Source organism: Streptomyces sp. NPDC101160 (assembly GCF_044768205.1).
GTDB lineage: Bacteria > Actinomycetota > Actinomycetes > Streptomycetales > Streptomycetaceae > Streptomyces.
The window spans coordinates 549,985-572,008 of the sequence record NZ_JBIWPJ010000002.1; the positions used below are offsets into that span (position 1 = coordinate 549,985).

A 22,024-nucleotide genomic window follows, 5' to 3' on the forward strand; every position below is an offset into this window, starting at 1 on the left:
GCGCACCCCCTACTCTCGTATGTGCAGGGAAAGGTGTCCGGCAGGAGGCCGGCGGGGTAGGGGATCTCCGGGAGGAACTCGATGTCCACGCAGGCCGCGACTGCCGCCGCCCGGCGCAGTAAGCTCACCCCCGAGCGGGAGGAGGAGCTGTACGAGGCGGTCATCTGCCTGCTGCGCGAGGGCGGCTACGACTCCGTCACCATGGAGGGCGTCGCCGCCCGCACCAAGTGCGGCAAGGCGACCCTCTACCGCCAGTGGGGCACCAAGCCCCGGCTCGTCACCGCCGCCCTCGACAAGCGCCGCTGCGCCGTCTTCACCGGCATCGACACCGGCTCCCTCGTCGGCGACCTGCGCGAGGCCGCCCGGATCGCCGCCTCCCGCCGCGAGCGCGACGCCGAACTGATGGAGGCCGTCAGCCAGGCGTACATCGCCCACCCCGATCTGCGCGCCGCGCTGCGCGAGACCGTCATCCAGCCGGAGGTCGCCGCCCTCGACGCGATGCTGGCGCGCGCCGTCGAGCGCGGCGAGCTCGCCGCCGACAACCCGGCGATCGCCTTCGTCGCCCCCTGCTTCATGGGCATGCTCCGCATCGAGCGCCTCTTCGAGGACCGGTTCGCGGACGCGGTGACGATGCGGACCTTCGTGGACGCGGTGCTGCTCCCGGCGCTGAAGGTGGATCCCGGCACCGCGCCGGACTCCCGGGATCCCCAGGACGCCGAGGAGACCGCCGGCTCCGACGGTCCCGCCGGTTCCGCAGCTTCCGACGGCTCCGAGGCGTGATCCGAGGTGTGAAGCGCCCGCCCGTCCGGCACCCTGAAGCCATGCCCCACACCCGGCCGCCCGGCGGCCCCCGCGTCCGCGTCCGGCGCGTCTACGAGGCGCCCGCCCCCGACGACGGCCTGCGGGTCCTCGTCGACCGCCTCTGGCCGCGTGGCCTCTCCAAGGCCGACGCGCACATCGACGAGTGGCCCAAGAGTCTCACCCCCTCGAACGAGCTGCGCCGCTGGTACCACGGCACGGAGGGGGAGTACGAGGAGTTCCGGCGCCGGTACGAGGCGGAGCTCGCCGAACCGGCCGCCGCCGAGGCCCTCTCGGCCCTGCGCGCCAAGGCCGCCGAGGGCGCCGTCACCCTCCTCACCGCCGCCAAGGACCCCTCCCGCAGCCACACCGAGGTCCTGCTCCAGGCACTCGACGCGACCTGAACCCGCCCTCGTCCCGTACCTTTCGCGCCAGCTCCGCACGCGCCCCTGGTCACCCGCCCGCGCCCCCTTCACCATGGCCGCATCGCATCGCACCACCTGGCATCACACAGCACCCACCGCACAGCACCGCACCGCACAGCACCGCACCGCATCGCACCCGATTCGTGAGGAGGCACCGCGTGGACCCGGCCCAGCGGCGACGGCACGCCCGGCTCGACGAGCTCCAGCGCGACCCGTACCCGCTCTACGACCGGGCGCGCCGCACCGCCGGACTCACCTACGAGCCCCTCCTCGACGCCTGGCTCGTCACCCGCGACGCCGACGTCCGCGAGGTGCTGCTGCGACCGCAGGACTTCTCCTCCGCCCAGTCCCTGCGCCCCGACGTGCAGCCGTCACCCGCCGCCCTCGCGGTGCTCGGCAGCGGCTTCGCGCCCCGGCCCACGGTCGTCTCCACCGACGGCCCGGCCCACCGCCGCCACCGGGCGCCGCTCAACAGCGGCCTGTCCGTCACCCGGATCGCCGCCCTCACCCCGTACATCACCCGGCAGGCCGAGACGCTCGCCGAGGAGTTCGCCGACGCCGTCGCCGCACACGGGCGGGCCGACCTCATGGCCCGGTACGCCCGCCGCCTCCCCGGCGCCGTCGTCGGGCGCCTGCTCGGCCTCGACCCGGTTGACGTGCCGGCCGCCGTCCACGGCTCGTACAGCGCCGAACGGCTGCTCTTCCGACCGCTGCCCGAGGCCGAACAGATCGCCGCCGCCCAGGACGTCCTCGCCCTGCAGGAGCTGCTGGACCGCTACGCCCGCGACCGCCGCGCCCGGCCCCGCGACGACCTGATCACCGCCATGGTGACCGCCCTCGCCCCCGACGCCGGACTCGGCCCGGGGCCGCGCGAGCTCACCGACGACCAGCGCTGCGAACTCGTCGCCAACCTCCAGAACCTGCTCATCGCCGGCCACCTCACCACCACGGCGCTGATCGGCACGACCGTGCTCCACCTGCTGCGCCACCGCGACCAGTGGGAACTCCTGCGCACCAGGCCCGAGCTCGTCCCGGCCGCCGTCGAGGAGGCCGCCCGCTACGACACCGCCGTGCAGGGCTTCCGGCGCACCACCACCCGCCCGGTCACCCTCGCCGGCACCGAACTGCCCGCCGGCGCCTCTGTCTTCGTCGCCTACGGCTCCGCCAACCGCGACCCGGCCCGCCACCCGGACCCCGACGTCTTCGACATCACCAGGACCAGGGCGCACTCCCGCCACCTGGCCTTCGGCCACGGCCCACACGGCTGCCCCGGCTCCCAGCTCGCCCGCGTCCAACTCCGGGCCGCCCTCCAGGCGCTGTCCCGGCGGCTGCCGGGACTGCGGCCGGCCGACGCCCGTCCCGTACCGATGCGTCCCACCCTCATCCACCGCTCGCCCGAGGAACTGTTCCTCACCTGCTGAGCCGAGGCGCCTCCGCCGCGGCGTCCGGCACGACCCCGCCGGCCTCCACCCGGCCCGCCAGCCCGCGGGCCCACGCCGCGAGGCCGGCGACATCGATCCCGTACGTCTCCGAGCCCGCTCCCCGCCCCGCGTACTCCTCGACCCGCCCGGCCCCGCGCCGCAGCAACCGCGCCCCGCCCGTCGCGTTCCCCCGCGCCGCGTGCGTCAGCCCCACGGCCAGCTGCGCCAGCCCCTGCCACAGATCCCGCTCCCCGGCCGGCCCCGACTTCCACGCGTCCTCGAACACCTCGTGCGCATGGAACGGCATCCCCGCGTCGAGCAGCCTCTGTGCCTCCCGCACCGTCTCCCCGGGCGTCCGCGCCACCCCCTCCGGCTGCCGCGCCACGCCCTCCGCCCCGTACGCCAGCGGCCGCCCCAGCCCGTCCCGCGGCCGCGCACTCCGCGCCCGCCCCGCCCGATCCCGGTCCCTGTCCATCCGCCCATTCTCCTCCGCACCCCGCGGTGACACCCCGTGTGCTGATCCACCCCGTGAAGTGAGGTAATGTTCTCTTGCACGCCGCCGCGGGACTCGAACCCGGGGCGGAAGGGCACCGGGACGTGGCGCAGCTTGGTAGCGCACTTGACTGGGGGTCAAGGGGTCGCAGGTTCAAATCCTGTCGTCCCGACTCGAAAGAGTCGCAGGTCAGAGGCTGTTTTGGAGCAATCCGAAACGGCCTCTGACCGTTTTCGGGGACCAGTCCGGCTTGCGCGCTCGACGGCGCGGCCGAGGTGGGGGCATCACGGCGCCCTCCTTTTCATCTGCCGTACATGGAACGGCGGTTCCGCTTCACCTACTCTCGTCGCCATGGCAGCACCCATCCTTACGGTGCGCCGCCACGTCGACCAAAGGCGTACGGCGAGCGCCCTGTGTACGGTCGCCCCGGCGCGCTGAACGCGCCCTCTCCCCCCACGGGATCCCCACCTGGCGCCCCCGCCTGACTCCCGTCTCTTCCCCTTCACACCGCAGAGGCGGCGCGAAGCCGCTCTGCCGTGCCCTCATGCGCGGACGCATCCAGGAGGAATGGACATCATGAGCGAGAACAGCGAGAACAGACGACCCCCGGTGAGCCGCCGCGGCTTTCTCGGCGGCGCCGCCGCCGTGGCAGCCGCCACCGCCGTGCCCGCCCTCGCGCAGGTCGCCGGAGCCGGCGCCGCCGCTGCCGCGGGCCGCCCGAACATCCTGCTGATCGTCACCGACGACCAGCCGAAGCACACCGAATGGGCCCTGCCCAAGACCGTCGCCTGGCTCGCCGACCAGGGCGTGAAGTTCACGAACGGCCATGTCACCACCCCGCTGTGCGCGCCCTCGCGGTCGAGTGTGTTCTCCGGCCGCCACGCCCACAACCACGGCGTGCGCAACAACAAGTCCCCGTACGCGCTCGACCAGAGCACCACCGTGCAGAAGTACCTCAAACAGGCGGGCTACCGCACCGGCCTGTTCGGCAAGTACCTCAACTCCTGGACGCTGGCCGAGAACCCGCCGCACTTCGAGGAGTTCGCCCTCCTCCAGCCCGCGTACGTCGACGCCCAGTGGAACGTCAACGGCACCGTCCAGACGATCAACGGCTACACCACCAACATCATCAAGAACCGCACGCTGAACTTCCTCGACAAGGCCGCGACCGACACCCGGCCCTGGTTCGCGTACGTCACCCCCTACGCCTCCCACGGCCCGCGGACCCCCGAGGCGAAGTACGCGGACACCCCCGTCCCGGACTGGAGCGGCCGGCCCTCGGTTCCCGAGAACGACCGCAGCGACAAGCCGGCCTACGTCAGGAACGCCACCGGCACCCTCGCCGACGGCCAGGCCATCCGCGCCGAACAGCTGCGCACGCTGCTCTCCGTCGATGACGCGGTGCAGGCGTTCAAGGACAAGCTCCAGGCGCTGGGCCAGCTGGACAACACCCTCGTCATCTACATCGGCGACAACGGCTTCAGCTGGGGCGACCACGGCTGGACCGCCAAGTCGGTGCCCTACCGTCCCGCTCACGAGGTGCCGTTCTATCTCTCCTGGCCGGCCGGCGGGCGAGGGGCGGGGACCGTGGACAACCGCATCGTCGCGAACATCGACATCGCCCCGACCATCCTCGACGCGGCCGGCATCACCCCGGCCGCGCCCCAGGACGGCCGGTCCCTGCTCTCCTCCTACAGCCGCGACCACCTGCTGGTGGAGTGGTGGAAGCAGGGCACCGCCGCCGGCGGGGTGCCGACCTGGTCCTCGTACGTCGCCAAGGACAAGCAGTACACGGAGTACTACGACCTGACGACCGACGGGAACGGCACGGTGTCCGGCACCGGCCAGGTGACGTTCCGCGAGTACTACGACCTGGTGAACGACCCGTACCAGCTGACCAACAAGCTCTACCAGGCCACTCCGGCCGACGAGCAGGCTCTCGGCATCCCCGCCCTGGCCGCCCGGCTCGCCGACGACCGCGTGGCCTGACCCACACCACAATCGCCGGCCGGGCGCCCTGACCGCGAGGTACGGGCGCCCGGCCGCCCACCGTCCCGACGGAGCCGCCATGTCCGACTGCTGCACCCCCGGCCACGCCCATGCCCCGACGCTCACCCTCGCGCCGCCGCCCGCCGCGCCCCCGGCCTCCCGGGTGGCCCGGCAGCTGCTCACGCTGCCCGGTGGCAGCTTCCTCATGGGTACCGACGACCCGGAGGGCTTCCCGGCGGACGCCGAGGGGCCGATCCGTGAAGTGACGGTGGAGCCCTTCCGGATCGCGGCCACGGCCGTGACCAATGCCCAGTTCGCCACCTTCGCCAAGGCCACCGGCTACACGACGGAGGCCGAACGCTTCGGCTTCTCCTTCACCTTCGGGGCCTTCCTCGCCGACGAGGTCGCCGCGGTCTCCCCGCCCGTGGCGGCCGTCCCGTGGTGGCGGGCGGTGGAGGGGGCCAGCTGGCGCCACCCCGAAGGGCCGGGTTCGCATGTCACCGACCGGCAGAACCACCCCGTCGTCCATGTGTCCTGGCACGACGCCCAGGCGTACTGCGCCTGGTCCGGCACCCGCCTGCCCACCGAGGCCGAGTGGGAATACGCGGCCCGCGGCGGCCTGGAGCAGCGCCGTTACCCGTGGGGCGACGAGCTCATGCCCGACGGCCGTCACATGTGCAATATCTGGCAGGGCGAGTTCCCCGTGCTCAACACCGGTGCCGACGGCTACGTCTCCACCGCCCCCGTGAACTCCTTCCGGCCCAACGGCTTCGGCCTCTACAACACGGTCGGCAACGTCTGGGAGTGGTGCGCGGACTGGTTCGACCCCGCCGAGGAGACGTCCCGCGCGATGCGCGGAGGCTCGTACCTCTGCCACGACTCCTACTGCAACCGCTACCGCGTCGCCGCGCGAAGTTCCAACACGCCCGACAGCTCGACCGGCAACATCGGGTTCCGCGTGGCCGCCGGTCCCGCGTAGTACGGGCCGTCGCCCGCATACCCACGTCAACGCGGAAGAGGCCGTTTCGGAGTGATCCGAAACGGCCTCTGGCGTGGGGGCGCGGGGGGTCAGGCCACGGTGACCCGGGCCAGGGCCCAGGAGGTGTGGTCGAAGGACGTGCGGTTGTTGGCGTCCTCGACCACCAGCCGCAGGACGCGGACGCCGCGCACGTCCAGGTCGACCTGGACCGGGCCGGTGGCCGCCGTGAGGGTGGGGGTGGTGAGGAGCAGGCGGTCGTCGCCGTAGACCTTGGCGCGGGTGGCGCCGAGGGTGCTCTGCTTGGCGGAGAAGTCGTCGATGCCGACCAGGGACGTGAACCGTACGGCGCTGCCGCCGAGGTGGTAGGCGATGTCACTGGGTGCGTGGACGCCCAGACCCTTGGGGTACGTCGTACCGCCGAAGGCGATCGGCGTGCCGTCACCGGCGGCGTTCTTGCCGTTGGAGGTGTCGAGTTCCACCGGCCCCCAGCCGTTGGTGGCGCTGATCCAGGTGAGGTCGGAGAGGTAGGAGTCGCGCGTGGGGGCGGGCGGCGGGGTCGGGACGGTGCCCGTCGCCGGGTAGTGGACCGGGCCGGCCGGGGTGAGGGCGGTGCCCTCCGCGGTGAGCTCCCACGCGGTCGCGGGGGCGGCGTCCACAGGCGGTGTGACCTGCCAGGACGCGGTGAGCCGGGCGCCGACGGCGAGTTCCTCCGCCGTGGTCGGGGAGGCGGAGGTCACGGTCCATCCGGCCGGGGCGCGCAGGCCGAGCGCCGCGGTGGTCCAGGGCCGTGCGGACCCGTTGTCCAGGGTGGCGGTGACGGTGAACGCCTGGCCGGGGACGGCCAGGCGGGGCAGCGTCAGACCGGTCCCGAACGGCGTGCGCGGATAGCTGTCCTTCCAGGAGGAGCGCATCAGCGCCACCAGCTCCGTGGCCGTGGCCGGGTGCTTGTCGATGACGTTGTGGGCCTCGCCGAGATCGGATGCCAGGTCGTACAGCTCCACCTGCCACTTGTCGTCGGGGAGGTTGTGGTCGCGTTCGGGGGCGAAGCGCACGGCCTTCCAGTTCTCCCGGCGGACCGCCTCGGCGAGCCAGGTGGCGCGCTTCTTGTCCTGGGCGTTGGCGCGGCTGGTGACCCCCGACTCGTCGCGGAACCAGTACAGGTGCCCGTGGCGCGCCGAGTCGGCGCTGCCCGTGAGCAGGGGAGCGACGGAGAGCCCGTCCAGGTCGGTGGGGGCGGGGGCACCGCCGAGCTCGGCCAGGGTGGGAAGGACGTCGGTCAGGGGGGTGGGGCGGTCGCTGGTGCCCTGCCGGACCCGGCCGGGGCCCCAGGCGATGAGGGGGACGCGTACGCCGCCTTCGTAGAGGTTGCGCTTGTAGCCGCGCAGCGGACCGTTGGCGTCGAACAGGTCGGGGTTGACCCCGCCCTCCTCGTGGGGGCCGTTGTCGCTGGTGACGAGGACGACGGTGTCCTGCTCCAGGCCGAGGTCGCGGAGCCGGTCGATCACCTTGCCCACCAGCGAGTCGAAGTAACTGACCTGGGCCGCGTGGCCCTTGTCCGCGGCCGGCCAGCTCTGGCCCGCGTAGGCGCCGGTGTCGGGGATGTCGCTGGGGGCGTGCGGGACGTTCGGGGTGAGCAGAAGGAGGAACGGTTCGGCCGCGTGGGTGTCGATGAACTCCAGGGCGTGCTGTTCGAGGAGGTCCGGGGCGTACACGGCCTTGGCGCCGCCGGCGTTGGCGGGGATGGGCTCCTTGACCGCGTTGTGCCAGAGGTACTCGGGGTAGTACTGGTGGGCGTGGCTGTGGTCGATGTAGCCGTAGAACTCCTCGAAGCCGCGGGCGGCCGGATGGCTGTCCTGGCCGGCGGCCTCCGGTCCGAAGCCCCACTTGCCGATCACGGCGGTCCGGTAGCCGCGCGCCCGGAGCACCTGGGCGAAGGTGGTGTCGGTGGCGGTGAGCGAGCCCTGGCCGCCGGAGGAAGGGTTGGCGCGGACCGTGGAGTGACCGGTGTGGAGTCCGGTCAGCAGGGAGCAGCGGGAGGGTGCGCAGACGGCGGCGGTGGAGTAGGCATCGGTGAAGCGGAGCCCCTCGGTGGCGAGCCGGTCCAGGCGGGGGGTGGTGATCAGCTTCTGGCCGTAAGCGCCGAGTTCGCCGTAGCCGAGGTCGTCGGCGAGGACGACGACGATGTTCGGCAGCCGGGTGCCGGAGCCGTCCGCCGTGTCCGGGACCGCCGGCGCGGACACCGCCTGCGCCGACCCGGCGGCGGTGGCGGTGACGGCGGGCAGACCGAGCGCCGCGGTCGATGCGGCGAGGAAGGTACGGCGACTTGGCATGGGGGACTGCTCCTCGGGTGCGGGTGCGGGTGCGGGTGCGGGTGCGGGTGCGGGCGGGCCGGGCCTGGGCCTGGGCCGGGCGCCTGCCGATCATGCGCGGGGGAGCCGCATCCGGACCATGCACGGAGCATGAAAAACGTGTGACAGCAACCGACTTGACGGAACGGTTGACGCTCGGGCGGGCGCGGCGTCGACAGGGGTCAGTCGGCGGCGGGCAGGGCCTGTTCGGCCCAGATGACCTTGCCTTCGGCCGTGTAACGGGTGCCCCAGTGCTCGCTGATCTGTGCCACCAGGAACAGTCCGCGGCCTCCCTCGTCGGTGCCGGCCGCGTAGCGCAGGTGCGGGGCGGTACCACTGCTGTCCCACACCTCGCAGGTCAGGGTGCGATCGCGCAGGAGACGCACGCGGACCGGCGCCGCGCCGTACCGGATGGCGTTGGTGACGAGCTCGCTGAGGATCAGTTCCGTGCTGAAGACGAGTTCCTCCAGGCCCCACTCCTCGAGCTGCTCGGCCGCGCGGCTGCGCACGGCGCCGACCTCGCTCGGGTCGAACGGTACGTCCCACTGGGCGACCTGGCCGGGCCCCAGGGTGCGGGTCCGGGCGATGAGCAGCGCGATGTCGTCGGACGGCTGACTGGGGAGCCGGGCGTCGAGTACGGCGCGGCGGCTGGCGTGCGGGTCCCGGTCGGGGTGGCTCAGCGCCGCGCGCAGCTCTTCCACGCCCTCGGTGATGTCCCGGCTCCGCTCCTCGACCAGCCCGTCGGTGTACAGGACGAGCTGACTGCCCTCCGCCAGGTGCAGTTCCGCCGTCTCGAAAGGCATGCCGCCGAGGCCCAGCGGAGGGCCCGCCGGCAGTTCCGAGATCGTCGTCGTGCCGTCCGGGGCGACCACGAGCGGTGGCATGTGCCCGGCCCGCGCCATGGTGCAGTTCTGGGAGACCGGGTCGTAGACGGCGTACAGGCAGGTCGCCCCCAGGATGCCCCCGTTGGGGACGGTGCCGTCGCCTTCCCGGTCCATGCCCTGGACGAGGTTGTCGAGCCGGGCGAGGAGTTCGTCGGGCGGCAGGTCGAGGGAGGAGAAGTTGTGCACCGCGGTCCGCAGCCGCCCCATGGTGACCGCGGCGTGCAGGCCGTGCCCGACGACGTCTCCGACGACGAGCCCGACGCGGCTGCCCGGCAGCGGGATCACGTCGAACCAGTCCCCGCCCACTCCGGACTGCGCGGGCTGGTAGAAGTGCGCGACGTCCACGGCGCTCTGCTCGGGCAGGTCCTGCGGCAGCAGACTGCGCTGGAGCGTCACGGCGAGGTTGTGTTCGCGGGTGTAGCGGCGGGCGTTGTCCATGGTGACCGCGGCGCGGCCGACGAGCTCCTCGGCCAGGGACAGGTCGTCCTCGTCGAACGGTTCCGGCTTCTCCGACCGCCAGAAGTTGACCACGCCGAGCACGACGCCCCTTGCCCTGAGCGGAGCCGCGATGAGCGAGTGGATCCCGTAGTCGACGATCGCCGATGTCCGCGGCGGGTCCTGGGCGTGCCAGCCCGGCGCCTTCTTGAGGTCGGGTACGAGTTCGGCCGCGCCCGTGCCGTATCCGCGGGCCTGTGGCGTGGACGGCAGGAAGTCGATGAGGGTGCCGAGCGGATACAGCGGGTGATCGGAGCGGATGCCGTCGACCGCCGTGCGCCGCATGTCGGCGCCCGGGCCGGGCTCGTCGCCGTTCAGTACCGCCTCCGCCAGGTCGACCGTGACGAAGTCCGCGAACCGGGGAACGGCGACGCGTGCCAGTTCCTCCGCGGTGCGCACGACGTCCAGCGTGGTGCCGATGTCGCCCCCGGCGTCGTAGAGGAGCTTGAGCCGCCTGCGGGCCGTCTCGGCCCGGCTGCTCAGGAGCCGCATCTCGGTGGAGTCGCGGATGGTGACCGCCGAACCCTGCGGGCGGCCCCCGGGGTGAGTGGGCCGCTGGTTGACCACGAGCAGCCGGTCTCCGGCCTCCAGCACCTCGTCGGTGGCCACCCGGCCGGAGAGCAGCAGTTCCGCCATCCGGTGGTCCAGGCCGACCTCGTCGACCGAGCGTCCCTCGGCGTCGTCCGGCAGGCCGAGCAGCCGTCCGGCCTCGTCGTTCGCCAGGAGCAGCCGTCCTTCGCCGTCGGTGATCAGCACCCCTTCGCGGACGGCGTGCAGCACCGCGTCGTGGTGCTCGTACATGCGGGTCATTTCCTCGGTGCCCAGCCCGTGGGTCTGGTGGCGGAGTCTTCGGCTGATCAGCGCCGTGCCGATGGTGGCCAGCGCCAGACCGCCGGCGATGGACAGGAGGACGACCGGCAGCTGCCGGTCGGCGATGCCGGTCACGCTCTTCACCGTCAGACCCGCCGAGACCAGGGCGACGACATCGCCCTGGGGCGAGGTGACCGGCACGATCGCCTGGATCTCCTTGCCGAGCGGCCCGTGCACACTCTCGGTGTGCACATGGCCGGCGAGCGAGGGTCCGATCGTGCCGACGAACCGTTTGCCGATGAGGTCGGGCTGGGGGTGGCTGTAGCGGATGCCGTGGGTGTCCATCACCACGATGAAGTCCACCCCGGCGGCCTTGCGGGTGTCCTCGGCGAGAGGCTGCAGGATTGAGGAGGGGTTCGGCGTCTTCAGCGCCTCCTGCAGGCCCAGGGACTTCGCGAAGGTCTGTGCCACGGAGACCGACCGGTCGCGCGCCTCGCGGTCGACGTCGTGCCGCGACTGCAGCACCAGGGCCAGCAGGGCCCCGGCGGCGAGCAGCACCACGACCGCCACCTGAAGGACGAAGACCTGTCCGGCGACGCTTCCGAATCTTCTGCCTAGGTTCGACCGCACCGGCACGGCGGACACGAGGGACAGGACGCGCTCACAACCCCAGTTGTAACACCTTCGCGCGGCCAGGTCCTCCGGTGCTCACGCTGCGCGTCGGGACCGCCGCACAGGGTCTCCGCTCGCCGCAGGGGGGTGCGGACGCCGGTCCGCACCCCCCTGGGGCCGGTCGCTGTCAGGCGGCCGGCGGAGCGTTGAAGGGGGCGGCCCAGGTCTGGTTGGTCTGGATCGCGTTGGGGGCGGCGCCGCAGGCGTACACGTCCACGGGGGTGCCGGGCGTGGCGGTGGTGCCGGCGTAGACGTCGAGGCAGAGGTTGGTGCCGGCGAGCTTCAGGTTGCCGTCGCGGTTGTAGGTCCAGGTCTGGTAGCCGGGGGCGGAACCGCAGGGGCTGACGCCGACCCACTGGCCCTGCTTCCCGTTGATCACGCCGGCGGAGGCGGAGCTCTGGGCGGTCAGGCAGAGGTTGCCGGCGCCGGCCTGGAGCAGCTGGACGGAGCCGTCCGCGTTGCGCTGCCACTGCTGGTTGGAGCCGCCGGAACAGGGGTAGACGTCGACGGCGGTGCCGGTCGTACGGGACTGGTAGTTGTCCAGGCAGAGCGAGGCCTTGGCCCAGCTGTCGCGTGAGACGGTGATCTGGCCGCGCGGGGTGGCGGTGGAGCCGGCCGGCGGGGTGACCTTGAGCATCGCGCTGTCGTGCGAGCCGATGGTGAGCGCCACCGACCCGGACGAGGTGCTGGTGGAGTGCGCCCACAGATCGCGCACGGTGTAGTCGCCACCGCCGCCGTGGAAGCCCAGGGAGGCCAGGTCGAGGGTGTAGTCGGCGGCGGCCGCGCCCTTGTTGAGCACGACCACGGCCCGGCTGCCGTCCGCCAGCGGCTTGACGACCACGTCGATGCCGCCGGCCGCCGCCGGGGTACCGTCGGCGTTGGCGCCGCCGCCCGAGACGCGGTAGCCGCCGGCGCCGAGCGGGTCCTGGTCGACCGCGATGACCTCGGAGTTGCCGAGGATGCCGACGGAGGCGTTGAGGTGCGCCGCCTCGGCCGGGTGGGCCGCGATGTACGAGGGCTCGAACTTGCGGGCGTCGGTGGAGATCACCAGCGGCGCGGCCATCGCGGAGAACAGCGACATCTGGCTGCGCTCCTCGGCGGTGGTCATGCCGTTGTCGCCGATGAGCAGCATGTCGGCGTCGTTCCAGTTGCCCGGCCCCTGGTAGCGGGCCAGCTCCAGGGTGCTGTCGACGCTCTGGTAGGCGCCGAAGTTGTAGCCGGACTGCACGCCGAGCGGCTGGTTCCAGGGGTCGGTGGCGCCGTTGTCGTAGTCGTTGTAGATGTCCGGGCCGACGCGCCAGAGCTGGCCGAGACCGCGCACCCAGTTCATCGCGCCGAACTTGGTGGAGCCGTTGCCGTACGCGGCGGGGGCGGAGATGTTGAAGACCACGTTCGGCTTCGGGGTGCCCGCCTTGTTGGCGTTGGTGACAGCCGTGCCGAGGGCGTTCGCCATGCGGGTGTCGAGCGTCTGCATCGGCTCCTGCTGACCGCAGTTGTCGTACTTGAGCGTGTCGACGCCCCAGGAGACGAACGAGTCGGCGTCGGCCTGCTCGTGGTACTCGCTGCCGTTGGGCTGGTTGGGCGAGGTCGGCGTGGTGGTGGAGCAGGTGTGGGTGCCGGAGGTCTCGTAGATGCCGAACTTCGCCCCGAGGCTGTGCAGATACGCGCCGTATGCGGTGAGTTCGTAGTCGAAGCCCGGCTGCTTCGTGGTGTCGCGGACGTCGGTCCGGGCGCCCCAGTTGGCCGCGCCGTGCAGATAGCCGGAGCTGTTGCGGTACATCCAGCAGTCGTCGACGGTGATGGTCTTGTACCCGGCCGCGATGAGGCCGGCGTCGGCGAGGCCCTTGGCGTTGTCCTGCATGTACTGCTGGAACGAGTAGTTCAGCCGCGGGGAGCCGTCCAGCGGGGCCTGCGGTGTGCAGGTGGCCCGGGCCCAGTTGTTGAAGCCCATGGGCGGAGCGGCGGCCAGCGGCCCCTGCGGGGTGGCGACCGAGGAGTAGTTGGCGGCCGGGGAACCGACGCCGTCGTTGGCGACGGCGGGGCCCGCGGCGAACGCGGAGGCGGTGACGAGAAGAGCGGTGCTCAGCAGGACCGGTGGGGTCCGACGGGGGATGCGCTTGGGCACGAGGGGGGTCCTTCCCTTGATGACTGAAGATGCGTTAAGTAGGTCGTTAACGCTCAACTTCAATCACTGGTGCGCAAAGCTTCGAGGGTGGCGAGGCGCGTCGTCAAGGTGTGGGAAGAAGGCGCGGCGGCAGCACCGGGCGCGAGCGCCTTCCGGGCGCGCTCTGGCGGCTAGATTGCTCGGATGAGCACACGACGACCCCGGGGCCCGTACGCCAAGACCGCCGCCAAGCGGCAGGTGATCCTCGACGCGGCGCTGGCCGCCTACGCCGAGGCCGGCAGCCGGGGTGTGTCCGTACGGGACATCGCCCAGCGGGTGGGGATGACCGACGCGGGCGTCCTGCACCACTTCGGGAGTCGCGAGTCGCTGCTCACGGCGGTGGTCGAGGCCCGCGACACGGCGGCGTCCGAGGCCTACAGCCCGGAGACCGTGCTGTGGCGGACCGAGCTGCTCGCCCAGAACGCCGCCACACCCGGGCTCGTCAAGCTGTTCCTGGACATCGCCGCGGCCTCCGCCGACCCCGACCACCCCGGGCACGCCTTCTTCACGGAGCGGTACCGCGGCCTGAGGCTGCAGATCGCGGCACTGCTCGCCGCCGGCCCGTCGCCGGCGCACGGCTCGGACGGGCCGGCGGCGGACGTCGACGCCGACTGGGCCGCCAGGATCCTGCTGGCCGCGACGGACGGCATCCAGCTCCAGTGGCTGCTGGAGCCGACGATCGACATGGCCGGGGACATCGGCCGGCTGCGGGAGGTGCTCCTGGCGGCGCTGGCCGGAGAGCGTGAGCGGCCCCCCGCTCCTCCCGCTCCCGGCGCCGAGGACACCACGGCGTCGTAGTCCGCGTCCGCTCCCGGCGGATCAGGGCCGGACAGCGCCTCGGTCCGCCTCCGGCGGTCCCTGCTCGACCGCCGCGCCGGCGGCGAGGGTCACGGCCACCCGCGTGCCGCGTGCCGTCCGCACGATCGCGCATTCCACCGCGTACGCGCGGACGAGCGACAGACCGCGGCCGCAGCAAGCGGTGGCCTCGTCACCCGGCAGCCGGGGGCGCCGGCGGCGCCACCTGCCGGTGTCCTGGACCTGGAGCGTGAGCGAGCGGCCGGTGGTCGTCAGGAGCACGGCCACGTCCCGGCTGCCGCTGTGCCGGACCACGTTCGCGGCGAGCTCGGTCACGATCACCCCGAGCGCCTCGTCGACCTCGGCGCCCAGTTTCCAGCGGCGTGCCGCCTCCTGGACGAAGCGCCGCAGCGGTGGGACCGCGTCGACGGTCGCGGGCATCACGCACAGGGCCTGACGTTCGTCGTGCCTGAGCGGGGTGTCGTGGGTGGTCATGAACATGGGGGGCTCCTCTGCGCCTGGGGGGACGGGGCGCGTGGCGGCTCGAAATGTGCCGGTTGTGCCACGGTAAGCACGAAAACTTTGGATGTCTAGGTTTTTGTGGCGCCCGTGGCTCCGGTCAGCCCCGCGGAGGGGGCCTGGGCCGCGCCCCGGCGGTCACGAGTGGATAACTGAGCCGGGTGTGCGGGTGACATGGAGCGCAATTGATGCTCTAAGTTGAGCGTTACGCGCCAACCTGCTCAGTTTCGCGCGCCAACCTCTCTTCGTGAATCAGGCGGTAGTTGCCATGAAGCGACGTCTCTTCCCCCTGTCCACCGCCGCCGTCGTCGGCTCGCTCCTGCTCTCGGCCTGTGGAGGCGGTTCCGGTTCCGCGACCGGCCCCGACGGGGTCACCACGATCTCGTTCGTCGCGGCGGACTACGGCTCCAACGGGGACAACTCGAGCCAGGCGTACTGGCAGGACGTCATCAAGGCGTTCGAGAAGAAGAACCCGAAGATCAAGGTCGACCTCCGGGTCATCAACTGGAACGACATCGACGCCCAGGTCAAGACCATGGTCCAGAACGGGAACCAGCCGGACGTCCTCCAGACCGGCGGCTACGCCGACTTCGCCAAGAGCGGCTTGCTGTACCCCGCCTCGGACGTGCTCTCGGTCGGCACCGAGGGGGACCTCATCCCCGCCATGGCCGACGCCGGCCGCCAGGACGGCACCGCGTACGGCATCCCGTTCGTCTCCAGCGCGCGGATGTTCCTCATCAACAACGCCCTGTTCCGCAAGGCCGGGCTCGACCCGAAGAAGCCGCCGCAGACCTGGGCCGAGGTCACCGCCGACGCGGCCGCCCTGAAGAAGGCCGGCGTCGAGGTGCCGCTCGGCGTCCCGCTGGGCAAGGAGGAGGCCCAGGCCGAGGCGTTCATTTGGATGATGGGCAACGGCGGCGGCTACCAGGGCACCGGCGGGAAGTACGAGATCAACTCGCCCGCGAACGTGGAGACGTTCACCCAGCTGAAGAAGTGGGTCGACGCGGGCCTCACCGAGAAGAGCCCGGCCGCGGTCAACCGCACCGACCTCACCAAGAACTTCGCCTCCGGCAAGGTCGGCATGCTCAACGGCTTCCCCGGTCAGCTCGCCGAGCTCAAGGGCCTGGACGTCACCTGGACCGCGATGCCCGGCGCGACCGCGAAGAGCCGCAGCACCCTCGGCGTCGCCGACTGGATGATGGCCTTCAAGAAGGGCGGCCACAGGGACCAGATCAAGGCGTTCCTCGACTTCGCGTACGGCAAGGAGAACACGGTCAGGTTCGCCAGGACCTACAACCTGCTGCCCGTGACCCAGTCGGCGCGCACGGCCCTCGCGGCCGACCCGGCCGTCAAGGACCTCGCGCCCTTCCTCGACATCCTGCCCACCGCGACCTTCTACCCGCTCAGCGACCCGACCTGGCCGGGCGTCTCCGCCCAGATAAAGACCCAGGTCGGCAGCGCGCTCGACGACCCGCAGAAGACCCTCGACGCCCTGCAGCAGGCGGCCGAGCAGGCGGGCCGGTGACGGACCGGAGCGGCATGTCCGAAACGAGAACGCACGTGTCCACCAGCACCTCTCCCCGTACCGCCGACCGGCGGGCCCACGCGGCCCGCCGGTCGGCAGCCCCGGGGCCCGGCCGGCGAAACCCTGACCGGCCGGCCGGGCCCCGGCCCCGCTCCTGGTTCCGGCGCCTGGGCGCCCTGCCCTGGATCGCGCCCGCCGTCGTGCTCATCCTCGCCGTGGTCGTCTGGCCGGTCGTCGAGATGGTCCGCACCTCGCTGCGGCGGATCGACACCTCGGGCACGGACCTCGGTCCGGCCGGACTCGACAAGTACCGCAAGCTGTTCGCCGACCCCCGGATCGCCGACGTGCTGACCTGGACGGCCGTGTGGACGGTCGCCGTCGTCGCGCTGACGATGCTGCTGTCGCTGGGCCTGGCCCAGCTGTTCAACCAGCGCTTCCCCGGCCGCCGGATCACCCGCTGGGCGCTCGTCGCCCCCTGGGCGGCATCCGTCCTGATGACCGCCATCGGCTTCCGCTGGATGCTGGACCAGGTCGCGGGCGTCCTCAACCGGGTCCTGCTCGACCTCGGGCTGATCGACTCGGCCGAGGCGTGGACCGGCGACGCCACGCACGCCAAGCCGTGGCTGATCGCGGTGGCCGTCTTCGTGTCGCTGCCGTTCACCACGTACACGCTGCTCGCCGGGCTCCAGACCGTGCCCGGCGAGGTGTACGAGGCGGCCCGCGTCGACGGCGCCTCACGCCTTCAGACGTACCTCCGGATCACGCTGCCCCTGCTGCGGCCGGCGTTCCTGGTCGCCCTGGTGATCAACCTGATCAACGTCTTCAACTCGTTCCCCGTCATCTGGGGCATGACCCAGGGCGGCCCCAACGCCGACACCGCCACCACCACGGTCTTCATGTACATGCTGCGCAGTTACGACGTGGCCGAGTCGGCCGCCCTTTCGGTGGTCAACTTCGCCGCCGTCATCGTCATGGTCCTGGTCTTCCTCAAGGTCAGCGGCTGGAAGGAGACGGACCGATGACCACCTCGGCCCTTCACCCCGGTAACCGTCCCCAACCCCATCCCCGCTCCCGCCCTCGCACGAAGACCGTGCTGCTCACCGTCACGGCCTGGGCGCTGGCGGCGCTCTTCCTGCTGCCGTACGCCGACATGGTGATCACGGCCGGGCGCCCGGCAGGCGAGCTGCGCGACAACGGCTATCTGCCCTCGCACTTCGACTGGTCCGCGTTCACCAGCGTCTGGAGCGCGACCACGCTCGGCCGGAACCTGTCCAACACGCTGCTGATCGCGGGCGGTTCGACGCTCCTCGTCCTGCTCGTGGCGCTCCCTGCCGCCTACTACACGGCGCGCGTCCGTTTCCGCGGGCGCAACGCCTTCCTGCTCCTCGTGCTCGTCACGCAGATGTTCCAGCCGACCGCCCTGCAGGTGGGCCTCTACCGGGAGTTCCACGCGCTCGGCCTGCTGGACACGACGACCGTGCTGATGGTGGCCAACGCGGCCTTCAACCTCGCCTTCGCCGTCTGGATCATCAGCGCCTACATCGGCTCGATCCCCGTCGAGCTGGAGGAGGCCGCGATGGTGGACGGCTGCGGCCGGGCCCGCGCGCTGTTCCGGGTGACCCTGCCGCTGGCCATGCCGGGCATCGTCACCGCCGTGATCTTCACCTTCATCGCGGCGTGGAACGAGTTCATCATGGGCCTGACGCTCACCACCTCGCCCGAGCGGCAGCCGCTCACCGTCGGCATCAACAACATGATCGGCGCCTACAGCGTGCAGTGGAACCAGGTGTTCGCCGCGTCGCTGGTGGCCATCGTGCCCGTGGTCGCGCTGTTCGCGGTCATCGAGCGCCATGTGGTGTCCGGACTGACGGCCGGCTCGGTCAAGTAGCCCGTCCTGGCCCCCTCGTTCAGACGCAGTGGACGTCGACGCCCTGGGCGGTGAGTTGTTCGACGAGGTCGTCGGGGGCGTCGTGGTCGGTGACGAGGGTGTGGATCTCGGGGATGGTGCAGACGCGGGCGAAGGCGCGCTGGCCGAGTTTGGTGGAGTCGGCGACGACGATGACCTTCTCGGCGCGTTCGGCCATGGCGCGGTTGGCGCTGGCTTCGCCCTCGTCGTGGGTGGCGGCGCCGAAGCGGGGGTCGACCGCGTTCACGCCGAGGATGGCGTAGTCGAGAGAGAGCCCCTGGAGCACCATGGCGGCGAGGGGGCCGGTGAGTTCGTAGGACTGGGGGCGGGCGACGCCTCCGGTCACGACGGTCTTCACATACGGGCGGACGGCCAGTTCGTTGGCGATGTTGACGGCGTTGGTGACGATGGTCAGGGCAGTGGAGCCGCCGTGCTCGGCGAGGTCGGCGCGGGTGGCGAGCTCGCGGGCGACCTCGGACGTGGTCGTGCCGCCGTTGAGCCCGACGACGGCGCCGGGCGGGATGAGCGCGGCGGCGGCGCGGGCGATGCGCTGTTTCTCGTCGGCCTTGCGGGCGGTCTTGTAGCGCAGCGGGAGGTCGTAGGTGACGCCGCTGAGGACGGCGCCGCCACGGGTGCGGGTGAGCAGTTGCTGGCGGGAGAGTTCCTCCAGGTCGCGGCGGACCGTCGCGGGCGAGACGTCCAGCAGTTCGGCGGCCTCGCCGACCTCGATGCTGCCGCGCTCGCTCAGCGCGTCGAGCAGCCGCGTCCACCGCTCGTGCGAGCTCATCACCGTTCTCCTCACGTCGTGACGTCGTGACGTCGCCTCGCGACATGTCGCAGCCGAGAGTAACCCGGCTCGACGCTTTCGTGATCAATCCTGCGTGTCATTGCTCAAAGTTGAGCGCACAGGCTATAAACGAATCATCTTCAGTCATTCGGCTGGGTGGAGTACCGGCCGACACCGCCTTCGAGGAGGCCCCGTGAGTCACGTCGACGTGGAAATAGCCGAGCAGCCCGCCTGCTGGCTTCGGGCACTGGACGTCCGTCCGGCCGGACTGCCGCGGGCCGGCGAGCGGGTCGCGGTCGTGGGCTGCGGCACCTCGCTCTACATGGCGCAGGCGTACGCCGCGCTGCGTGAGGACGCCGGGCTCGGCGAGACCGACGCCTTCCCCGCCGCGGACTTCCCGGCCGCGCGCCGCTACGACCGGGTCGTGGCCATCAGCCGCTCCGGCACCACGACCGAGGTGCTCGACGCGCTCCACCGGGCCGGCGACACCCCGACCGTGGCGCTCACCGGAGACCTCGACACGCCCGTCAAGGACGCCGCCGACACCGTCGTCGACCTGTCCTTCGCCGACGAGCGGTCCGTCGTGCAGACCCGCTTCGCCACGACCGCGCTGGTCCTGCTGCGCGCCAGCCTCGGTCCCGTACCGCAGGACCTGCTGCGGCAGGCGCGGCACGCGCTGGCGGCTCCGCTCCCCGACGAGCTGCTGAGCGCCGGTCAGTTCACCTTCCTCGGCACCGGCTGGAGCACCGGCCTGGCGCACGAGGCGGCGCTGAAGCTGCGCGAGGCCTCCGGATCGTGGACGGAGTCGTACCCGGCGATGGAGTACCGGCACGGGCCCATCAGCGTCAGCGGCCCCGGCACCGTCGTGTGGTTCTTCGGCGAACCGCCCGCCGGCCTCGCCGACCAGGTCCGCGCGACCGGCGCGTACCTCACGGTGTCGCCCGGTGACCCGCTCGCCGACCTCGTCCGCGCCCAGCGTCTCGCCGTCGCCCTCGCCGGGCGCCGCGGCCTCGACCCGGACCACCCGCGCAACCTCACCCGCTCGATCGTTCTCACCGGCTCATGACCACCGCCACGAGCACCACGAGCACCACGAGCACGGTGAGCACCACGAGCACGGTGAGCAACACGAGCACCGTGAGCACGATGAACAGCGCGCGGACGGCACCACGGAGGGTCGTCGCCCTGGACGTCGGCGGCACCTACATCAAGGGCGGCAGCCTCACCGACGGCGCCACCACCCTCGACCACACGGACCGCTGGTACACGCGCGCCGACCGCGGCCCCGAGGCGGTCCTGGAGACCGTCCTGTCCTGTGCCGCGGAACTCGTGGAGCGCTGCCCCGACGCGCAGGCGGCCGGGATCGTCGTCCCCGGCATCGTCGACGAGGAGTCCGGCCTCGCCGTCCTCGCCGCCAACCTCGGCTGGCGCGGCGTGCCCGTCCAGGACTGGCTCGCCGAACACCTTGACATGCCGGTCGCGTTCGGCCACGACGTACGCGCCGGCGGACTGGCCGAGGCCCGGATGGGCGCCGGCCGCGGCTGCGCCGACTTCCTCTTCGTCCCGGTCGGCACCGGCATCGCCGCCGCCGCCTTCAGCCGGGGCCGCGCGCTCATTGGAGCCCACGGCCGGGCCGGCGAGCTGGGGCACGTCGTCGTCCGGCCCGGCGGCGCCCGCTGCCACTGCGGCGCCCGAGGCTGCCTGGAGACCGTGGCGTCGGCCGCGGCCGTCGCCCGCCGCTACGCCCGCGCCACCGGCTGGCACGGCGTCAGCGCCAGGGACGTCCAGCGCCGCGCCGAGACGGGCGACCCGGTGGCCGCCGACATCTGGACCGAGGCGATCGAGGCGCTCGCCGACGCCCTGGCCGTCGCGGTCACGCTGTACGACCCCGAACGCGTCGTCCTCGGCGGCGGCCTGGCCCGCGCGGGCGAGGCCTACCTGGCCCCCCTGCGCGACGCCCTGACCCGGCGGCTGACCTTCCAGGCCGTACCGCACCTCACGGAGGCCCGGCTGGGGGACCGGGCCGGATGCGTGGGCGCGGCACTGCTCGCGCACGACCTCCTCGAACAGGCACGGGTGCGCCCGTGATCCTCACCGTCACCCTCAACCCCGCCCTCGACATCACCCACCGCGTCGACCGCCTCAGCCCGCACTCCGCGCACCGCGTCCGCGACGTCGGCGCCCGGGCGGGCGGCAAGGGCGTCAACGTGTCCCGGGTCCTGCACACCCTGGGCCTGCTCACGCTCGTCACCGGCCTGGCCGGCGGGCCGACCGGTGAGGCGGTACGCCGCGAGCTCTCCCAGGCGGACCTGCCCGAGCGGCTCACGCCCATCGGCGGCGAGACCCGCCGCACGGTGGCCGTGGTCGACGAGCACACCGGCGACACGACGACGCTCCTCGAACCGGGTCCGGTCGTACGTCCGGAGGAGTGGCGCGCCTTCCTCGCCGACTTCGACGCCTGCCTCGACCGGGCCACCGTCGCCGTGCTCTCCGGCAGCCTCCCGCCCGGCCTCCCCGAGGACGCGTACGCCACGCTCGTCCGCGCCGCGACGGCCCGGGGCGTCCCGGCGATCCTGGACACGAGCGGCCCGGCGCTCCTCGCCGCCCTTCCGGCAGGCCCCGCCCTCGTCAAACCGAACGCGGACGAACTGGCCGAGGCCACCGGTGAACCGGACCCGCGGCGGGCGGCGGAGGCGCTGCGCGCCGCCGGCGCCGAAGCCGTGGTCGCCTCCCTCGGCCCGGACGGCCTCCTCGCGGTGACCTCCTCGGGCGCCTGGCGCGCCACCCCGCCCGAGCGGCTGCGCGGCAACCCGACCGGCGCCGGGGACGCGGCGGTCGCCGCCCTGGCCCGCGGCCTGGCGGCCGGCGTCTCCTGGCCGCGGCGGCTCGCCGAAGCGGTCGCCCTGTCGGCCGCCGCCGTCGCCGCCCCGCTGGCCGGCTCGTTCGACCCCACCGTCCACCAGCGCCTGCGCGGCGCGGTGGACGTCCAGCCCCTCCCGCCCCACTCGTAAGGA

Annotated in this window: 18 protein-coding genes and 1 tRNA gene; 13 read left to right on the forward strand and 6 right to left on the reverse strand. The window is 72.5% G+C overall.

The genetic code is table 11. From position 1 onward, the window contains the following. Positions 1–81: 81 nt before the first annotated feature. The 3 genes from ACIRSU_RS08025 (at position 82) to ACIRSU_RS08035 (ending at position 2,644) form a co-directional block, all read left to right on the forward strand. Positions 82–780 carry a TetR/AcrR family transcriptional regulator C-terminal ligand-binding domain-containing protein gene (locus ACIRSU_RS08025; RefSeq protein ID WP_403789870.1) on the forward strand — a complete coding sequence of 233 codons (699 nt, stop codon included), beginning with the start codon at positions 82–84 and terminating at the stop codon, positions 778–780. Between the two features lie 41 nt (positions 781–821). Beyond that, complete coding sequence (locus ACIRSU_RS08030) at positions 822–1,202, forward strand: DUF488 domain-containing protein (RefSeq protein WP_403789871.1); 381 nt, start codon at positions 822–824, stop codon at positions 1,200–1,202. 179 nt (positions 1,203–1,381) lie between these two features. Next, entirely contained in the window at positions 1,382–2,644 is a 1,263-nt protein-coding gene (locus ACIRSU_RS08035) for a cytochrome P450 (protein ID WP_403789872.1), read from the forward strand. Here ACIRSU_RS08035 and ACIRSU_RS08040 read toward each other — a convergent pair. Next, positions 2,634–3,119 (reverse strand): DUF309 domain-containing protein, encoded by a 486-nt coding sequence (locus ACIRSU_RS08040; protein WP_403789873.1) that lies wholly within the window; start codon positions 3,117–3,119, stop codon positions 2,634–2,636. The genes ACIRSU_RS08035 and ACIRSU_RS08040 overlap by 11 nt on opposite strands. A 116-nt stretch (positions 3,120–3,235) precedes the next feature. Here ACIRSU_RS08040 and ACIRSU_RS08045 point away from each other — a divergent pair. The 3 genes from ACIRSU_RS08045 to ACIRSU_RS08055 all read left to right on the forward strand — a co-directional run bounded on the left by ACIRSU_RS08045 (position 3,236) and on the right by ACIRSU_RS08055 (position 6,105). Continuing rightward, positions 3,236–3,309, forward strand: a tRNA-Pro gene (locus ACIRSU_RS08045). A gap of 404 nt (positions 3,310–3,713) precedes the next feature. Then, positions 3,714–5,126, forward strand: coding sequence for a sulfatase (locus ACIRSU_RS08050; protein WP_403789874.1), 1,413 nt, complete (start codon positions 3,714–3,716; stop codon positions 5,124–5,126). A gap of 79 nt (positions 5,127–5,205) precedes the next feature. After that, positions 5,206–6,105 carry a formylglycine-generating enzyme family protein gene (locus tag ACIRSU_RS08055; RefSeq protein WP_403789875.1) on the forward strand — a complete coding sequence of 300 codons (900 nt, stop codon included), beginning with the start codon at positions 5,206–5,208 and terminating at the stop codon, positions 6,103–6,105. Between the two features lie 89 nt (positions 6,106–6,194). Here ACIRSU_RS08055 and ACIRSU_RS08060 read toward each other — a convergent pair whose 3' ends face one another. The 3 genes from ACIRSU_RS08060 to ACIRSU_RS08070 all read right to left on the reverse strand — a co-directional run bounded on the left by ACIRSU_RS08060 (position 6,195) and on the right by ACIRSU_RS08070 (position 13,439). Beyond that, positions 6,195–8,435: a sulfatase-like hydrolase/transferase gene (locus ACIRSU_RS08060; RefSeq protein ID WP_403789876.1), complete on the reverse strand. Its 2,241-nt coding sequence runs from the start codon at positions 8,433–8,435 to the stop codon at positions 6,195–6,197. A gap of 200 nt (positions 8,436–8,635) precedes the next feature. Continuing rightward, positions 8,636–11,212 carry a SpoIIE family protein phosphatase gene (locus tag ACIRSU_RS08065; RefSeq protein WP_403789877.1) on the reverse strand — a complete coding sequence of 859 codons (2,577 nt, stop codon included), beginning with the start codon at positions 11,210–11,212 and terminating at the stop codon, positions 8,636–8,638. A 229-nt stretch (positions 11,213–11,441) separates the two neighbouring features. Further along, the gene (locus ACIRSU_RS08070; RefSeq protein WP_403789878.1) at positions 11,442–13,439 is read right to left on the reverse strand and encodes a ricin-type beta-trefoil lectin domain protein; all 1,998 of its coding nucleotides are present in this window, start codon (positions 13,437–13,439) and stop codon (positions 11,442–11,444) included. 183 nt (positions 13,440–13,622) lie between these two features. Between ACIRSU_RS08070 and ACIRSU_RS08075 the strand changes: the two genes are divergently transcribed. Then, positions 13,623–14,276, forward strand: coding sequence for a TetR family transcriptional regulator (locus ACIRSU_RS08075; protein WP_403789879.1), 654 nt, complete (start codon positions 13,623–13,625; stop codon positions 14,274–14,276). 21 nt (positions 14,277–14,297) lie between these two features. Here the strand turns inward: ACIRSU_RS08075 and ACIRSU_RS08080 are convergent, their stop codons facing one another. Further along, entirely contained in the window at positions 14,298–14,774 is a 477-nt protein-coding gene (locus ACIRSU_RS08080) for an ATP-binding protein (protein WP_403789880.1), read from the reverse strand. Between the two features lie 286 nt (positions 14,775–15,060). Here ACIRSU_RS08080 and ACIRSU_RS08085 point away from each other — a divergent pair, with 286 nt between their 5' ends. From ACIRSU_RS08085 to ACIRSU_RS08095, 3 genes are read left to right on the forward strand one after another with little or no spacing between them, the layout of a single operon-like run. Next, positions 15,061–16,317, forward strand: coding sequence for an extracellular solute-binding protein (locus ACIRSU_RS08085; RefSeq protein WP_403789881.1), 1,257 nt, complete (start codon positions 15,061–15,063; stop codon positions 16,315–16,317). A 35-nt stretch (positions 16,318–16,352) separates the two neighbouring features. Then, positions 16,353–17,339, forward strand: coding sequence for a carbohydrate ABC transporter permease (locus ACIRSU_RS08090; RefSeq protein WP_403789882.1), 987 nt, complete (start codon positions 16,353–16,355; stop codon positions 17,337–17,339). Then, positions 17,336–18,205, forward strand: coding sequence for a carbohydrate ABC transporter permease (locus ACIRSU_RS08095; protein ID WP_403789883.1), 870 nt, complete (start codon positions 17,336–17,338; stop codon positions 18,203–18,205). Before ACIRSU_RS08090 ends, ACIRSU_RS08095 begins: the two co-directional genes overlap by 4 nt. A gap of 19 nt (positions 18,206–18,224) precedes the next feature. On the opposite strand, the gene ACIRSU_RS08100 is transcribed toward ACIRSU_RS08095, so the two are convergent. Next, on the reverse strand, positions 18,225–19,010 hold the full coding sequence (locus ACIRSU_RS08100) for a DeoR/GlpR family DNA-binding transcription regulator (RefSeq protein WP_403789884.1): 786 nt from the start codon (positions 19,008–19,010) through the stop codon (positions 18,225–18,227). A 193-nt stretch (positions 19,011–19,203) separates the two neighbouring features. Here ACIRSU_RS08100 and ACIRSU_RS08105 point away from each other — a divergent pair, with 193 nt between their 5' ends. The 3 genes from ACIRSU_RS08105 (at position 19,204) to ACIRSU_RS08115 (ending at position 22,021) form a co-directional block, all read left to right on the forward strand. After that, the gene (locus ACIRSU_RS08105) at positions 19,204–20,076 is read left to right on the forward strand and encodes an SIS domain-containing protein (RefSeq protein ID WP_403789885.1); all 873 of its coding nucleotides are present in this window, start codon (positions 19,204–19,206) and stop codon (positions 20,074–20,076) included. 80 nt (positions 20,077–20,156) lie between these two features. Further along, positions 20,157–21,098 (forward strand): ROK family protein, encoded by a 942-nt coding sequence (locus ACIRSU_RS08110; protein WP_403789886.1) that lies wholly within the window; start codon positions 20,157–20,159, stop codon positions 21,096–21,098. Beyond that, entirely contained in the window at positions 21,095–22,021 is a 927-nt protein-coding gene (locus ACIRSU_RS08115; RefSeq protein ID WP_403789887.1) for a 1-phosphofructokinase family hexose kinase, read from the forward strand. The genes ACIRSU_RS08110 and ACIRSU_RS08115 overlap by 4 nt, the downstream gene beginning before the upstream one ends. Positions 22,022–22,024: the final 3 nt, after the last annotated feature.

Bases quoted from the DNA above. Each gene is read 5' to 3' on its own strand.
- ACIRSU_RS08025 (WP_403789870.1), top strand. From the start codon at position 82: ATGTCCACGCAGGCCGCGACTGCCGCCGCCCGGCGCAGTAAGCTCACC.
- ACIRSU_RS08030 (WP_403789871.1), top strand. From the start codon at position 822: ATGCCCCACACCCGGCCGCCCGGCGGCCCCCGCGTCCGCGTCCGGCGC.
- ACIRSU_RS08040 (WP_403789873.1), bottom strand. From the start codon at position 3,119: ATGGACAGGGACCGGGATCGGGCGGGGCGGGCGCGGAGTGCGCGGCCG.
- ACIRSU_RS08050 (WP_403789874.1), top strand. From the start codon at position 3,714: ATGAGCGAGAACAGCGAGAACAGACGACCCCCGGTGAGCCGCCGCGGC.
- ACIRSU_RS08055 (WP_403789875.1), top strand. From the start codon at position 5,206: ATGTCCGACTGCTGCACCCCCGGCCACGCCCATGCCCCGACGCTCACC.
- ACIRSU_RS08060 (WP_403789876.1), bottom strand. From the start codon at position 8,435: ATGCCAAGTCGCCGTACCTTCCTCGCCGCATCGACCGCGGCGCTCGGT.
- ACIRSU_RS08075 (WP_403789879.1), top strand. From the start codon at position 13,623: ATGAGCACACGACGACCCCGGGGCCCGTACGCCAAGACCGCCGCCAAG.
- ACIRSU_RS08080 (WP_403789880.1), bottom strand. From the start codon at position 14,774: ATGTTCATGACCACCCACGACACCCCGCTCAGGCACGACGAACGTCAG.
- ACIRSU_RS08085 (WP_403789881.1), top strand. From the start codon at position 15,061: ATGAAGCGACGTCTCTTCCCCCTGTCCACCGCCGCCGTCGTCGGCTCG.
- ACIRSU_RS08095 (WP_403789883.1), top strand. From the start codon at position 17,336: ATGACCACCTCGGCCCTTCACCCCGGTAACCGTCCCCAACCCCATCCC.
- ACIRSU_RS08100 (WP_403789884.1), bottom strand. From the start codon at position 19,010: ATGAGCTCGCACGAGCGGTGGACGCGGCTGCTCGACGCGCTGAGCGAG.
- ACIRSU_RS08110 (WP_403789886.1), top strand. From the start codon at position 20,157: ATGAACAGCGCGCGGACGGCACCACGGAGGGTCGTCGCCCTGGACGTC.